The 14,044-nt window shown below is 67.4% G+C and carries 13 protein-coding genes; 3 read left to right on the forward strand and 10 right to left on the reverse strand.

Going from position 1 to position 14,044, the window contains the following annotated elements; genetic code table 11:
* Positions 1-13 precede the first annotated feature (13 nt).
* Together ILT46_RS03835 and ILT46_RS03840 are read right to left on the reverse strand one after the other, a co-directional pair.
* Positions 14-1,099, reverse strand: coding sequence for a 2-oxoacid:ferredoxin oxidoreductase subunit beta (locus ILT46_RS03835; RefSeq protein WP_199503321.1), 1,086 nt, complete (start codon positions 1,097-1,099; stop codon positions 14-16).
* Entirely contained in the window at positions 1,096-3,051 is a 1,956-nt protein-coding gene (locus tag ILT46_RS03840; RefSeq protein WP_199503322.1) for a 2-oxoacid:acceptor oxidoreductase subunit alpha, read from the reverse strand. Before ILT46_RS03840 ends, ILT46_RS03835 begins: the two co-directional genes overlap by 4 nt.
* A 157-nt stretch (positions 3,052-3,208) precedes the next feature.
* Here ILT46_RS03840 and ILT46_RS03845 point away from each other — a divergent pair, with 157 nt between their 5' ends.
* Positions 3,209-4,168 carry an alpha/beta hydrolase gene (locus tag ILT46_RS03845; protein WP_199503323.1) on the forward strand — a complete coding sequence of 320 codons (960 nt, stop codon included), beginning with the start codon at positions 3,209-3,211 and terminating at the stop codon, positions 4,166-4,168.
* 54 nt (positions 4,169-4,222) lie between these two features.
* Positions 4,223-4,660, forward strand: coding sequence for an RNA pyrophosphohydrolase (locus ILT46_RS03850; RefSeq protein ID WP_233397010.1), 438 nt, complete (start codon positions 4,223-4,225; stop codon positions 4,658-4,660).
* A 4-nt stretch (positions 4,661-4,664) separates the two neighbouring features.
* Here the strand turns inward: ILT46_RS03850 and ILT46_RS03855 are convergent, their stop codons facing one another.
* The 5 genes from ILT46_RS03855 to ILT46_RS03875 form a co-directional block, all read right to left on the reverse strand.
* Positions 4,665-5,216, reverse strand: coding sequence for a tetratricopeptide repeat protein (locus tag ILT46_RS03855; protein WP_233396973.1), 552 nt, complete (start codon positions 5,214-5,216; stop codon positions 4,665-4,667).
* Between the two features lie 13 nt (positions 5,217-5,229).
* Complete coding sequence (locus tag ILT46_RS03860) at positions 5,230-6,408, reverse strand: RsmB/NOP family class I SAM-dependent RNA methyltransferase (protein WP_199503325.1); 1,179 nt, start codon at positions 6,406-6,408, stop codon at positions 5,230-5,232.
* The gene (gene guaB / locus ILT46_RS03865) at positions 6,405-7,868 is read right to left on the reverse strand and encodes an IMP dehydrogenase (protein ID WP_199503326.1); all 1,464 of its coding nucleotides are present in this window, start codon (positions 7,866-7,868) and stop codon (positions 6,405-6,407) included. The genes ILT46_RS03860 and guaB overlap by 4 nt, the downstream gene beginning before the upstream one ends.
* Before the next feature lie 87 nt (positions 7,869-7,955).
* Positions 7,956-9,467: a M28 family metallopeptidase gene (locus ILT46_RS12360; protein WP_199503327.1), complete on the reverse strand. Its 1,512-nt coding sequence runs from the start codon at positions 9,465-9,467 to the stop codon at positions 7,956-7,958.
* The gene (locus ILT46_RS03875; RefSeq protein ID WP_199503521.1) at positions 9,448-10,203 is read right to left on the reverse strand and encodes a 3-hydroxybutyrate dehydrogenase; all 756 of its coding nucleotides are present in this window, start codon (positions 10,201-10,203) and stop codon (positions 9,448-9,450) included. The genes ILT46_RS12360 and ILT46_RS03875 overlap by 20 nt, the downstream gene beginning before the upstream one ends.
* A 123-nt stretch (positions 10,204-10,326) precedes the next feature.
* Between ILT46_RS03875 and ypfJ the strand changes: the two genes are divergently transcribed.
* Complete coding sequence (gene ypfJ / locus ILT46_RS03880) at positions 10,327-11,196, forward strand: KPN_02809 family neutral zinc metallopeptidase (RefSeq protein ID WP_199503328.1); 870 nt, start codon at positions 10,327-10,329, stop codon at positions 11,194-11,196.
* Between the two features lie 45 nt (positions 11,197-11,241).
* On the opposite strand, the gene ILT46_RS03885 is transcribed toward ypfJ, so the two are convergent.
* The 3 genes from ILT46_RS03885 to sdhD form a co-directional block, all read right to left on the reverse strand.
* Entirely contained in the window at positions 11,242-11,712 is a 471-nt protein-coding gene (locus ILT46_RS03885) for a copper resistance protein NlpE (RefSeq protein WP_199503329.1), read from the reverse strand.
* A 90-nt stretch (positions 11,713-11,802) separates the two neighbouring features.
* On the reverse strand, positions 11,803-13,653 hold the full coding sequence (sdhA, locus tag ILT46_RS03890) for a succinate dehydrogenase flavoprotein subunit (RefSeq protein WP_199503330.1): 1,851 nt from the start codon (positions 13,651-13,653) through the stop codon (positions 11,803-11,805).
* On the reverse strand, positions 13,653-14,042 hold the full coding sequence (sdhD, locus tag ILT46_RS03895; protein WP_199503331.1) for a succinate dehydrogenase, hydrophobic membrane anchor protein: 390 nt from the start codon (positions 14,040-14,042) through the stop codon (positions 13,653-13,655). Before sdhD ends, sdhA begins: the two co-directional genes overlap by 1 nt.
* Positions 14,043-14,044: the final 2 nt, after the last annotated feature.

The following is a 14,044-nucleotide window of genomic DNA, read 5'->3' on the forward strand; positions in this document are numbered from 1 at the left end:
AGCGCGGGGCCCGTTATCGTATCGGGTCGCTCGCATTGGGCGCACCTTGCCCTTCTGGCCGGCTGTCGACTGGATCGGCCGCGGTGGCCCCGACCGTCCAGGTCTGCCCCTGCGCCAACAAGGCGGCGAGGTTAGGCTCCTTGCCTGCGCTCGCCCGCGCGCGCTCCTCGATCACCGCCGCTTCGAAAGTCGGCGCCGGATCGTCATACAGCACGCCCAGCGCCATCGGGAACGGGCCAAACGGCATTTCGACCAGCATATGCGCGATCGTCCGGTTGGTCGCATCGTGCACCAGCACGCCCGCCGCCTGCCAATCCCCATCGGCCACGTCGACCACCCTCAGCTCCAGCCGCTCGCGGTCGAGCGCGAGGCCCTGCGTGCCGCCGGCAAACAGCATCGGCGCGCCATGTTCGAGCCATAGCTGGTGATCTTCCGCGCCCTTGGGCCGGGCGAAATCGTCGAACACGTCCTTATTATAGACCACGCAGTTCTGGAAAATCTCGACAAACGCCGCGCCCTGATGCGCGTGCGCCGCCTTGAGCACGGCGGGCAGGTTCTTCGACACGTCGAACCCGCGCCCGACGAAGCGCGCGCCCGCACCGAGCGCGAAAGCAGCCGGCCGCGCGGGGTGGTCGAAGCTGCCCAGCGGGGTCGAGGGGCTGCGCGTTCCTTCGCGGCTGGTGGGCGAATATTGCCCCTTGGTAAGGCCGTAAATCTCGTTATTGAACAGCATGATCTGCATGTTCACATTGCGCCGCAGCACGTGCATCAGATGGTTGCCGCCGATGCTGAGGCCATCGCCGTCGCCCGTCACCAGCCAGATGTCGAGTTCGGGGTTGGCCAGTTTGACCCCCGTTGCCACCGCAGGCGCGCGGCCGTGGATGGTGTGGAAGCCATAACTTTCGACGTAATAGGGGAACCGGCTGGAACAGCCGATGCCACTGATGAACACGGTCTTCGCCGGGTCCGCGCCCAGTTCGGGCAGCGTGCGCTGCACCGCCTTGAGGATCGCGTAATCGCCGCAGCCGGGACACCAGCGGACCTCCTGATCGGTTTCCCAATCCTTGAGCGTGGTGGTGATCGGGGTCATGTCGTTCATTGGTTCGCCGCCTTCGGGCTAGGGAGCTGGGTGGCGTTCACGTCCACCTCGCCTTCTTCGTGGCCGGGCACGCCGTCGAAGAAGCTGTAGATCGCCGCCTGCAGCTCGGCGATGGCGAAGGGCTGGCCGCTGGTCTTGGTCAGCGCAATCGCATCGACCAGATACTGGTCGCGCAGCACGGTCTTGAACTGGCCGGTGTTCATTTCAGGCACCAGCACCTTGTCAAACCCGCGCAGCAGATCGCCGAGATTGCCCGGCAGCGGCCAGATGTGGCGCAAATGGATGTGGCTGACCGACAGCCCCTTGGCCCGCGCGCGGCGCACCGCCTGGTGGATCGGGCCATAGGTGCTGCCCCAGCCCACGACCGCCAGCTTGCCGCTTTCCTCGCCCAGACACACCTGCTGATCGGGCACCATGATGCCTTCGACCTTGCCCTTGCGCGCGTCGGTCATCGCCTGATGGTTGGCGGGTGAATAATCGATATGCCCGGTGTCGGCCGCTTTCTCGATCCCGCCGATGCGGTGCATCAGGCCGGGCGTGCCGGGCTTGATCCACGGCCGCGCGCCCTTGCCATCGCGGGCATAGGGGTGGAGCACGTCGCCGGCGTTCTTTTCAGCAAAGAAGCGCGCCGGAAACTCAGCATAGCTGGCCGGATCGGGCACCTTCCACGGTTCGGCGGCGTTGGCGATATAGCCATCGGTCAGCAGCATCACCGGGGTCATGTATTCCACCGCGATCCGGCACGCCTCGATCGCGCAGTCGAACGCATCGCCGGGGCTGCGCGCGGCGATCACCGGCATCGGCGCATCGCCATTGCGGCCATAGACAGCCTGATAGAGATCGCTCTGCTCGGTCTTGGTCGGCAGGCCGGTGCTCGGCCCGCCACGCTGCGAATTGACGATCACCAGCGGCAGCTCGGTCATGATCGCAAGACCCATCGCCTCGGTCTTCAGCGCGATGCCCGGCCCCGACGACGAGGTCACGCCCAGCTGCCCGGCATAGGACGCGCCGATCGCGGCGCAGATCGCGGCAATCTCGTCCTCGGCCTGGAAAGTGGTGACGCCGAACTGCTTCAGCCGCACGAGATGATGCAGGATCGAACTTGCGGGCGTGATCGGATAGCCGCCGAAGAACATCGGCAGATGCGCCAGCTGCGCGCCCGCCACCAGCCCGAGGCTGATCGCCTCGGCCCCGGTGATGGTGCGATAAAGGCCCGACGCCGAGGGCACCGGATCGACATGGACCTGCCGCAGCGGGCCGGACAGCTCGGCCGTCTCGCCATAGGCATGGCCGGCATCCAGCGCGGCGATATTGGCATCGGCCAGCACCGGGTTCTTGGCGAATTTCTGCCGCAGCCAATCGTGCAGGGGCGCGCGCGGCCGGTCGAACATCCACAGCGCGAGGCCCAGCGTCCACATGTTCTTGCAGCGCAGCGCCTCCTTGTTGCCAAGGCCGAAGGGCTTCACCGCTTCCATCGTCAGCGCCGAGATATCGAAGGCAAGCAGGTCGAACTTGCCGAGCGTATCGTCTTCGAGCGGATTGTGATCGTATTTCGCCTTGTCGAGGTTCCGCCGGGTGAACTCGCCGCTGTCGGCAATCACCAGCCCGCCAGGTTTGAGTGCGGCGAGGTTCACCTTGAGCGCGGCCGGGTTCATCGCCACCAACACATCGGGCGCATCGCCGGCGGTGTCGATCTCGGTCGAACCGAAATTGATCTGGAACGCCGACACGCCGAACAGCGTCCCCTGCGGCGCGCGGATTTCCGCCGGAAAGTCGGGGAAGGTGGCGAGGTCGTTGCCGGCCAGCGCGGTGGACAGGGTGAACTGCCCGCCGGTCAGCTGCATGCCGTCGCCGCTATCGCCGGCAAAGCGGACCACCACCGCTTCGGGGGCGGAGGTGGTCGCCACCGAGGCGGGTTTCGATCCGGGATCGGGGGCGGTCAGGCTCGCCATGAAAAGTCCTTGTTTGCACCGTGCCGGGTGGCGGTATGCCCGCGCAGGCGCGGCGGCAATCAAGTTTTTCTCTGGCGCAGCGAAATTGTCGAGTGCAAAAACCCCCGCCCTCTTGCTAGCAAGTGGCAAACAGCAACCTTAACGAGAGGATCAGTCGATGGCCAACACCGAACACTATGTCCGCGACGATGTCCGCAGCTTCCTCCAGATGCTCGAACAGATCGGCCGGCCAGGGGTCGAGGAATTGCCGGTGGAAGAAGGGCGCGCCTCGATGCGGACGCTGAATGCCATGGCCGAAGCGGATGCGCAGGATTTGCCGGTCATCCGCGATCTGACCTGCCCCGGCCCGGCGGGGGAGATTCCGCTGCGGCTGTATGATGCGCGCGAAACGCGCGAAGCTGGCCCGGTGGTGGTGTTCATCCACGGCGGCGGGTTCGTGATCGGCGACCTCGAGGTCTATCACAATCTCTGCACCGAGATTGCCCACCAGCTCGACCTGCCGGTGGTGTCAGTCGATTACCGGCTGGCGCCCGAACACCCCTTCCCCGCCGCGCCCGACGATTGCGAGGCCGCCGCGCGCTGGATCGCAGGTTCGCCGGCCGAGCTGGGCCGCCAGGTGACCGGGCTGGTCATCACCGGCGATAGCGCGGGCGGCAACCTCACCATTGTCACCACCAACCAGCTGATTGCCGACCCGGCAGCGGTGCCGGTGCTGGTGCAGGCGCCGATCTATCCGGTGGCTGACGATATTTCGCAGCACCGCTCGTTCGCCGATTTTGCCGAGGGGTTCCTGCTGACCGGCGCGGCGATGGCGTGGTTCTCGGCGCAATATGCCGGCGATCCCGGCGACCCGCGCCATACGCCGATGGTCGGCGATTGCAGCAATACCCCGCCCACCGTGTTGTGCACCGCCGGGCTCGATCCCTTGCGCGATTCGGGGCGGAATTACGCCGCCCACCTGATCCAGAACGGGACGGATGTGGCTTATCTCGAATTTCCCGGCACGATTCACGGTTTCATGACATTGCGTAAGGCGATCCCTGGCGGGCAGAAGGACCTGGCGCATTTTCTCGGCGCGATCGATGCGATGCTCGACCGGCATCATCCGCGCGTCTGAACGAAGGATGTGAAACTTGTGAGCGAACTGGGTTACCGCCCGTGCGTGGGCATCATGCTGGTCAATTCCGCCGGCAAGGTGTTTGTCGGCCGGCGGGTCGACAATCGCGAGGGCGATTGGTGGCAGATGCCGCAGGGCGGGGTGGACGAAGGCGAAGAGCTGGAAGGGGCTGTCCTGCGCGAGCTGGGCGAGGAAACGGGCCTTGCGCCCGACAAGGTCGTGCTGCTGAAGCGCATGAGCGAGGATATCGCCTACGATCTGCCCGACGAGCTGCAGGGCAAGCTGTGGGGGGGCCGCTATCGGGGGCAGCGGCAGACCTGGTTCCTCGCGCGGTTCACTGGCGAAGACGATGATATCCGCCTCGACGCGCATCAGCCGGCCGAATTCGACGCCTGGCAATGGATCGATCCCGAACAGCTGCCCGAAATGATCGTGCCGTTCAAGAAACGCGTCTATCGCGCTGTTCTGGAAGAGTTTCGCGAGCTGGTCTGAGGCGTCAGTTCTGCGTCACCTGGGTTTGCGGCAGCACGCTTTCGGCCGCGACCATGCGCGGCTGCGGCCCGCGGGCGAGCGCCGCGTCGAGCGCCGCGGTTTCCGGGCAGCGCGCGCCGCACAGACTTTGCAGGCGGGCCAGATTGCGGCGCGCCTTTTCGACCGCGCCCTTCTCGACCATCGCCGCGCCTTCGCCCGAAATCGCGGCGAGATTGTCCGGCTCGCGGCGCAGCGCTTCGCGGTAGAAGGCGATGGCGCGGCCTTGCAGGTTCTCGCGCCGGGCCGCTTCGGCGAGATCGAGCAGCAGCGCGGTGTAGCCGGGATCGACCGCCAGCGCGGCTTCGAAGGCGTCGATTGCGCCTTGCACATTGCCCGCGGCCAGCGCGGTACGGCCCTGCTGCTGCAACGTCACCGCGCGCGGATCGGGCGCAGCCGGCGCGCTGTTGCCAACGCTGGCGGTAACCGCCACGAACAGCGACAGGGCAGCGGCAACCGAGGCAAAGCGCATCACGAACTCCTTGATGGCGGCAGGGTCAGGTAATCGGTGTGCAGCCATGAACGCGCGATTATCACGGCGAAACGAGGCGCGCGACGAAAAATCCGTCAGTCGCATCGTCGTGCGGATTGAGCCGCCAGCCGGCGCCGCGCGGGGCGCCCAGCGGCAGGCCGAGCGGATCCGCCCGCCAGCCGGGATGCGCGGCAAGGAAAGCGGCGACACGGGTGTCGCCTTCGTCATCCAGCAGCGAGCAGGTGACGAATATCAGCCGCCCACCGGGGCGCACCAGCCGCGCACCCAGCGCCAGCACGTGATCCTGCGCCGCCATGTAGCGGGCGAGCAGATCGGGCGTCAGCCGCCAGCGCGCTTCGGGATTGCGCCGCCAGGTGCCGGTGCCGCTGCACGGCGCATCGACCAGCACCGCATCGGCGCGGCCCGCAAGATCGCCCAGCCGCTCCATCTCGCGGCCGGGATCGAGCAGCCGGCTCTCGATCATCCCGGCCCCCGCGCGCTCAGCCCGTGGAGCCAGCCGCTGAAGCCGCGCGCGGTCGGTATCGGCGGCGATCAGCGCGCCGCGATTGTCCATTGCCGCCGCCAGCGCCAGCGTCTTGCCGCCCGCGCCGGCGCACAGATCGACCACCACCTCGCCCGGCTGCGCGCCCACGGCCAGGCAGGCCCACTGGCTGCCATGATCCTGCACCTCGACCAGCCCGCCGCGATAGGCGTCCCATTGCTCGACTGCGGTGCCGGGGGCGAAGCGCAAGCCGTGCGGAGCCAGCAGGGGCTCGCCCGGCTCGGGCAGCGCCAGCGTGGCGCGGTCGGCCTTGAGCGTGTTGACCCTGACATCGAGCGGCGCGCGCTCAAGCAGCGCGGCGGCTTGCGCACCGGTAATGCTGGAGGCGGCCAGACGCTTGGTCAGCCAGCCCGGGGCCAGCCCGCCTTCGGCCGCGCGCTCACCTTCGCCAATCTGTGCGGGGCCATGCGGCGAACCGTCGAACAAACCCGCCAGCGCGGGGTCATCACCGGCGAGCCGCAGCATCGCCGCGCGCCCGCTTGGCGGCACTGGCCCGCAGGCCCGGATCCCGGCGTAAACCAGTTCGCGCACCGCCCGCCGGTCCTTGCTGCCGGCATAGCGGCGGGCGCGGAAATATTCGCCGATCAGCCGGTCGGCCGGGGCGCCCTGACCGCGCGCGGCGGCGATAATCGCATCGAGCAGTTCGATCGCCGCCTGAACGCGCGCGGCGGGTGTCATCTTGTGGGGTAATTCGGCGCTTCGCGGGTGATCGCGACATCGTGGACGTGGCTTTCCGAGAGGCCCGCATTGGTAATCCGCACGAAGCGCGCGCGGCGGCGGAGTTCTGAGAGGTTCGCCGCTCCGGTATAGCCCATCGCCGCCTTGATCCCGCCAACCAGCTGGTGGACCACATCGCGCGCCGGGCCCTTGTACGGCACCTGCCCCTCGATCCCTTCAGGCACCAGTTTGAGCGCGGACACGTCCTGCTGGAAATAGCGGTCGGCGCTGCCGCGCGCCATCGCGCCGACGCTGCCCATCCCGCGATAGCTTTTGTAGGCGCGCCCCTGATAGAGGAACGTCTCGCCCGGCGCTTCCTCGGTCCCGGCGAGCAGCGAGCCGATCATCAGCGCCGATGCCCCGCCGGCGAGCGCCTTGGCCGCATCGCCGCTGGTGCGCAGGCCGCCGTCGCCGATAATCGGCACGCCTGCCTTGTCAGCCTCTTCGGCGGCTTCCATGATCGCGGTGAGCTGCGGCACGCCAACCCCGGCAACGACGCGGGTGGTGCAGATCGAGCCCGGCCCGATCCCCACCTTGACCGCATCGGCCCCGGCGCCGATCAGCGCGCGGGTCGCCTCGGCGGTGGCGACATTGCCGGCGATTACCTGAACCGAATTGGACAGCTTCTTGGCCGCCTCCACGGCGCGGGCCACGTCCTTGTTATGACCGTGCGCAGTATCGATGATGACAACATCGACCTCGGCATCGACCAGCGCGCGGGTGCGCTCCAGCCCCTGGTCGCCCACCGTGCTCGCCGCCGCGACGCGCAGCCGCCCGGCCTCGTCCTTGGTGGCATCGGGATAGGTCACGGCCTTTTCCATGTCCTTGACGGTTATGAGGCCGATACAGCGATAATCCTCGTCAACCACGATCAGTTTCTCGATCCGCCGCTGGTGGAGCAGCCGGCGCGCATCCTCCTGCCCGGTGCCGAGCGGTACGGTGGCGAGGTTCTCGCTGGTCATCAGTTCGCGCACCGGCTGGCTGGGATTGTCGGCAAAGCGGACGTCGCGGTTGGTAAGGATACCGCACAGCCGCCCGCTCGTACCCGTCACCGGAATGCCGGAGATGCGGTTATCCGCCATCAGCTTCTGCGCCTCGCCCAGCGTGGCGTAGGGCGAGATGGTGATCGGATTGACCACCATCCCGCTCTCGAACCTTTTGACCGCGCGGACCGCGGCGCATTGTTCCTCGATCGACAGGTTCCGGTGCAGCACGCCAATCCCGCCAAGCTGCGCCATGACGATCGCCATGTCGGCCTCGGTCACCGTGTCCATCGCCGCCGACAGGATCGGAATGTTGAGCCGAATCGCGCGGGTCAGCTGCGTGCTGGTGTCCGCCATCGAGGGCACGATGTCGCTTTCCCCCGGGCGCAGCAGCACATCGTCGAAGGTCAGGCCGAGGGGAATGTCGTCAAATACCACGGAAAGGGGAGGTCCTGCAGGAAGGGAGAATCGTGGCGGCCCATGTAACGACAGTTTGTGTCAGCCGCTAGTGCGGCGGCCACAGGCTTACTGGGCAGAGGGGCTGGCGCTGGCCGGCCAGCGCGCCGGATCGGCGAACAGGCGCACCAGATCGAGGTTGAGCAGCGTGTCCTGCGCCGCCCCGCCCAGTTCGATTCCCTGCGGCACATCGCTCGCCTGATGATAACGCTGCTCGACAAAGCGGGCGAAGCGCGTCTCGTCGGCAAAGGCACTGGTGACGACGACTGCGGGCACATCGCGCCCGAGCAGCACCCAGCCATCCTGCCGGCGCAAGTAGCGGCTGGCATAATCATTATCGCCCAGCGCCCGGCCCTGCCGCGCGGCGGCGGCGGCGATCGCCCCGTCGAGCCCGGTCATGCGGGCGCCAATAATGGCGACCGCGCTGCCGCGCGGGGCCACCGCGATGGTATCGAGGTTGAGCGCGGCTACGATTGTGCCCAGCGGCAGCGCGGGATTGCGGACAAAGGCATGCGCGCCGAGCAGGCCCCATTCCTCGGCCGTGGTGGCGAGGAAATAGACGTCGCGATCGGGTCGCGGCCCGGCGGCGAGGCGGCGGGCGATCTCGCTCATAGCGGCCACCCCGCTGGCATTGTCCACCGCACCGCGGCAGAGCGGACTTTGCGCGCCCGGCGCACAGGTGCCGAAATGGTCCCAATGGGCCATCACCAACACCGCGCCGGCATCCGGCCGGCGCCCGGGCAGCTTGCCAATCAGATTATGCGTCCGCACCGTTCCGGGGGTTGAATTTGCCTCGATGGTTATCTGCAGCGGCAGGCGCACGCCCGCAAACCCCGCCCTGCGCGCATCGCGCATCCGCTGGGACAGCGCCGGATCGCCCATCACCCGCGCGAGCCCGCCCTGGGTGATAAACCCATCGACCAGATCGCCTTCCTGCCCCGCCAGCGCATAGGTGCCGCGATGGCGCAGATCGGCCAGCGTGGTCAGCGCACGGGCATCGCGCACCAGCCCCAGCACCGCCGCCGCGCCCGCCGCGTAATAGGCGTCGCGCCGGGTGGGATCGTCTTCCCCGCCCCAATCCATCACCACCACCCGCCCGGCGATGGCTGCCGGCCCTACCGCATCGGCGCGCGCCGGGCCGACATAGAGGACCGGCGCCGCCGCCAGCAGCGCACGCGGTCCGACAGTGAAGGCCCGGCCCTCGTCCGCCGCCAGCGTCACCGCACGGCCGCCCGACAGCAACGTCACCCGGCTCGACGCGGGCACGCTGAGCGTCAGATCGACCGGGGCAAACCATGGATTGGCCGGATCGTTAGTGCCCGATTCGAGCCCGAATCCCTGCCATTCCCGGACCAGATAGCGCAACGTCTGCTGCTCGCCGTCGGTGCCCGGCCGCCGACCGCCAAAGGCATCGCTGGCAAGCACGTCGATCCGCGCCCGCAGCGCCTGTTCGACGGCATCCAGTTCGGCCGCCTCGCGCGACGGAGCGGCATTGCGCGGCCCCGCCCCGCCCGCCGCGCATCCGGACAGCAGAGCCAGCGCCGCTGTGGCGGCGAGCGCGTTATTCAGCCGTCCAGCCACCGTCGATCGAATAATTGGCGCCGGTGATATTGCCCGCTTCGGGCCGGCAGAGGAACGCGGCAAGCGCGCCGACCTCGTCCGGCTGGACGAAACGTTTGGTCGGCTGCTTGGCCAGCAGCACGTCGTTGATCACCTGCTCGCGGCTCAGCCCGCGCGCGGCCATCGTATCGGGGATCTGGTTTTCGACCAGCGACGTCCAGACATAGCCGGGGCTAATGCAATTGGCGGTGATGCCGGTCTGCGCCAGTTCCAGCGCCAGCGTCTTGGTGAGGCCGGCGATGCCGTGCTTGGCCGCGACATAGGCCGATTTGAACGGCGAGGCGGTGAGCGAATGGGCGCTGGCGGTGTTGATGATCCGCCCCCATCCGGCCGCTTTCATGTGCGGCACCGAAATGCGCGCGGTGTGGAATGCGGCGGTGAGGTTGAGCGCGATGATCGCGTCCCACTTGTCGACCGGAAATTCGTCGACCGGCGCGACGTGCTGCATCCCGGCGTTGTTGACCAGAATGTCGACCGGGCCGGCGCCCGCCATCAACTCCTCGCACCCGGCGCGTGTGGTGAGGTCGGCGTTGACGTGATCGGCGCCAAGCTCGCCGGTCAGTCGGGCGATCAGCGCCTCGTCGCCGAAGCCGTTGAGCACGATCGCCGCGCCCTCGCGGTGCAGCGCCTGCGCAATGGCGAGACCGATCCCCGATGTGGAACCGGTGACCAGCGCACGCTTGCCGGAAAGGAACATCGGACCCCCCATAGTGTTAGCCTGTCACAAGGATGGATCAGGCGACGCGACACAGGCGACGCTGGCGTTCACCCATGATCCGCGCCATAACGCGCACGACGCGTCTGTCTAAGGGGAAAGTGCATGCGGCTGAATCCGTTCGATCCGTCGAATATCCGTGTTGGATCGGGCGGTGGCGGTGGTTTCCCGGGCGGTGCCGGCGGCGGGGTCGGTTGCGGTGCGATCGTCATCGCGCTGATCGGGGCGCTGGTGTTCGGGATCGATCCTGGCACTACGCTCGGCACGATCGATGCGGTCCAGCAGGGCACCGGCGGCGGCGGCCAGGTCGAGCAGTTAGGCGACGCGCAAAGCGTGCAGCAGATTTGCGGGGCCAATGAATATGCAACCGAGGCGTGCAATGCGCTCGATTCGCTCAACCGCACCTGGCAGCCGCTGTTCCAGCAGGCCAACATCCCGTTCCAGCAGCCCATGCTGCAATTCTACAGCGGCGGGGTGCGCTCGGGCTGCGGGTCGGCCAGCGCCAGTTCGGGCCCGTTCTATTGCCCGGCCGATCATGGAATCTACATCGACACCAGCTTCTATGAGGTGATGGAGCGGCAGCTGGGCGCCCGTGGCGATTTCGCCCGCTATTATGTGATGGCGCATGAATATGGCCACCATGTGCAGAACATGACCGGCCTTGCCGACCAAATCCGCTCGGCGCAGGCGCAGAACCCGCGTGCGGCGAACCAGTTGCAGGTGCGGATGGAATTGCAGGCCGATTGCTATGCCGGCGTATGGGCAGGCAGGAACCGCAATCTGATCGAGCCGGGCGACATGGAAGAAGGCATGAACGCCGCTGCCGCGATCGGTGATGACCGGCTGACCGGCGGCCGGGTGAGCGCGGAAAACTTCACCCACGGCACTAGCCAGCAGCGGATGGAATGGCTCAATCGCGGCCTGCAGACCGCCGATGAGGATCAGTGCGATACCTTCGCGGATCTGCGCCGCTAGAACGCATCGGGGCGGCCCCGTGCAGGGCCGCCCTGTTCGCTGCGATCAGTCCTGCTTGGTCAGGACGTAATCCTTGGCCATCGCGCCGGTGACTTCCGCACCCCCTTCGCCAAGGCGGCTCAGTTGCCCTTCGCCGACCTTGTAGGCCGCGCCATCGGCGGCATCGTCGAGCGTGATTATGCTGCCATCCGCGCTCCAGGTGAACTTGCCGGTCACCGGGGCCATCGTGCCCTCGGCCTGCTCGCGATAGGTTTCCTCGAGCGTGTAGGTGCCATTGTCGGCCAGCGTCAGCACCGTGTCGATGCCGGGGCACGAGGCGCAGGGCAGCGTGCCGATGTAGCGGCCGGCCCAATCGACCGAATTGCGCGAATTGTGCGCGCCGTCGGGCGCCGGAGTAGCTGCGGTGGCCGCCGTGGTCGCGGCCGGTTCGACCGGCGCGGTTGGCTCAGTCGGCGCCTGCTGGCACGCGGCGAGCGCGGCAAGGGTGATCAGGCTGACGGTAGCGGGCAGACGCATGCAATATCTCCGATGACGATGGGCGAGCAATACGGGCAGCAGACCCGCCGATCTTGACAGCATCATGACGCCAGGCCTTTGGCCGCCGGCTCAGTACACGCGCTTCTTCGGCTTGATGTACTCGATGTCATCGGTCAGCGTGTAATCGTGCACCGGGCGGTAATCGAGCCGCACCGCGCCGCCCTTGCCGCCCCAGCCGTCGAACCACGCCGCGGTGTGCTTCATCCAGTTCGCATCGTCGCGTTCGGGGTAATCCTCGTGCGCGTGGGCGCCGCGGCTCTCCTTGCGGTTTTCCGCCCCGGTGATGGTGACGCTGGCCTGCGCGATGAGATTGTCGAGTTCGAGCGTTTCCACGAGGTCGCTGTTCCAGATCAGCGAGCGGTCGGAGACGTGGATGTCCTCCATCCGGCGATAGACCTGGCCGAGCAGATCGACCCCTTCGCGCAGCAGGGTGCTGTCGCGGAACACCGCGCAGTGGCGCTGCATGGTCTTCTGCATCTCGGCGCGGATGCGTGCGGTGGGCGAACCGCCCTTGGCATGGCGGAAATGGTCGAGGCGGCTGAGCGCGAGGTCCGAGCCGCCCGCCGGCAATTCGGCATGGGCGGTGCCCGGCTTTATCAGTTCCTTCAGCCGGTGCCCGGTCGCGCGGCCGAAAACGACGAGGTCGATCAGCGAATTGGAGCCGAGCCGGTTGGCCCCGTGCACCGAAACGCAGGCCGCTTCGCCCACGGCGAACAGGCCCGGCACGACGGTTTCGGGATTGCCGTCCGCGCCGATGGTGACGACTTCGCCGTGATAATTGGTCGGGATGCCGCCCATATTGTAATGCACCGTCGGCGTCACCGGCAGCGGCTGGCGCGTCAGGTCGACGCCGGCAAAGATCTTGCCGCTTTCGGTGATACCGGGCAGCCGCTCGGCCAGCACCTTGGGGTCGATATGGTCGAGGTGGAGGTTGAGATAGGCGCCGTCCGGCCCGACCCCGCGCCCTTCGCGCATTTCCAGCGCCATCGACCGGCTCACGACATCGCGGCTGGCGAGATCCTTGGCCGAAGGGGCGTAGCGTTCCATGAACCGCTCGCCTTCCGAATTGGTCAGATAGCCGCCCTCGCCCCGCGCGCCTTCGGTGATCAGCACGCCGGCGCCGTAAATCCCGGTCGGGTGGAACTGGACGAATTCCATGTCCTGCAACGGCAGCCCGGCGCGCAGCACCATGCCGCCGCCATCACCGGTGCAGGTATGCGCGCTGGTGGCGGTGTAATAGCATCGGCCATAGCCGCCCGTCGCCAGCACCACGCCATGCGCGCGGAAGCGGTGGAGCGAGCCATCCTCCATGCACAGCGCGATAACGCCCCGACATTCCCGGCCATTGGCCCCGTCCTCCATGATGAGGTCGATGGCGAAATATTCGATGAAGAAATCCGCGTCGTATTTGAGGCTCTGCTGGTAGAGCGCGTGGAGCATCGCGTGCCCGGTGCGGTCGGCCGCAGCGGCGGTCCGCTGCACCGGCGGGCCTTCGCCCATATTCTGCATATGGCCGCCGAATGGGCGCTGGTAGATCGTCCCGTCGGCATTGCGGCTGAACGGCACGCCGGCATGTTCCAGTTCATAGACCGCCTGCGGCGCCTCGCGCACCATATATTCGATCGCGTCCTGATCGCCCAGCCAGTCCGAGCCCTTCACCGTGTCGAACATATGCCACGACCAATGGTCGGGCGAATTGTTGCCCAGGCTGGCGGCGATCCCGCCCTGCGCCGCCACGGTATGGCTGCGGGTGGGAAAAACCTTGGAGATATTGGCCGTCCGCAGGCCCGCTTCGGCGGCGCCCATCGTCGCGCGCAGGCCCGAACCGCCCGCACCCACCACCACGACGTCATAGGTGTGGTCGATGATCTTGTAGGCCGGCTGGTTTACCGCCGCACTGTCATTGGCATAGGAAGCCATCAGGCCGCCCCCCCTGCAAAAACGATCCGGGCGATCGACAGCAGCGCAAACGCCGCACCGCCGAACACCGCGAGATTGAGCGCGGCCAGCGCCGCGAACTTGTTGGCTGGCGTGTGGACGTAGTCTTCCATCATCACCTGCACGCCGAGCCGGGCGTGCCAGAACACCGAGATGACCAGCAGCGCCAGCGCCGTCGCCGTCAGCGGATTGGCCACCCAGTCGCGCATTGCCGCATAGCCGCGATCGGGCAGCAGCACGAACGACACCAGCAGGAACGTAAGCGCCAGCAGATTGCCGATCGCGGTGAAGCGTTGCAGCAGCCAGTGATGCGTGCCGTGATGCGCCGCGCCCAGACCGCGCACGCGCCCGATCGAAGTTCCGTTACCCATCG

Source organism: Qipengyuania sp. YIM B01966 (genome assembly GCF_016461955.1).
Lineage (GTDB): Bacteria > Pseudomonadota > Alphaproteobacteria > Sphingomonadales > Sphingomonadaceae > QFOP01.

Excerpts from the sequence above, each read along its gene's own strand:
- ypfJ (WP_199503328.1), top strand. The coding sequence starts at position 10,327 with ATGCGGCTGAATCCGTTCGATCCGTCGAATATCCGTGTTGGATCGGGC.
- sdhD (WP_199503331.1), bottom strand. The coding sequence starts at position 14,042 with ATGGGTAACGGAACTTCGATCGGGCGCGTGCGCGGTCTGGGCGCGGCG.
- ILT46_RS03845 (WP_199503323.1), top strand. The coding sequence starts at position 3,209 with ATGGCCAACACCGAACACTATGTCCGCGACGATGTCCGCAGCTTCCTC.
- ILT46_RS03875 (WP_199503521.1), bottom strand. The coding sequence starts at position 10,203 with ATGTTCCTTTCCGGCAAGCGTGCGCTGGTCACCGGTTCCACATCGGGG.
- ILT46_RS03835 (WP_199503321.1), bottom strand. The coding sequence starts at position 1,099 with ATGAACGACATGACCCCGATCACCACCACGCTCAAGGATTGGGAAACC.
- ILT46_RS03840 (WP_199503322.1), bottom strand. The coding sequence starts at position 3,051 with ATGGCGAGCCTGACCGCCCCCGATCCCGGATCGAAACCCGCCTCGGTG.
- ILT46_RS03855 (WP_233396973.1), bottom strand. The coding sequence starts at position 5,216 with ATGGCTGCACACCGATTACCTGACCCTGCCGCCATCAAGGAGTTCGTG.
- ILT46_RS03860 (WP_199503325.1), bottom strand. The coding sequence starts at position 6,408 with ATGACACCCGCCGCGCGCGTTCAGGCGGCGATCGAACTGCTCGATGCG.
- sdhA (WP_199503330.1), bottom strand. The coding sequence starts at position 13,653 with ATGGCTTCCTATGCCAATGACAGTGCGGCGGTAAACCAGCCGGCCTAC.
- ILT46_RS03885 (WP_199503329.1), bottom strand. The coding sequence starts at position 11,712 with ATGCGTCTGCCCGCTACCGTCAGCCTGATCACCCTTGCCGCGCTCGCC.
- ILT46_RS03850 (WP_233397010.1), top strand. The coding sequence starts at position 4,223 with ATGCTGGTCAATTCCGCCGGCAAGGTGTTTGTCGGCCGGCGGGTCGAC.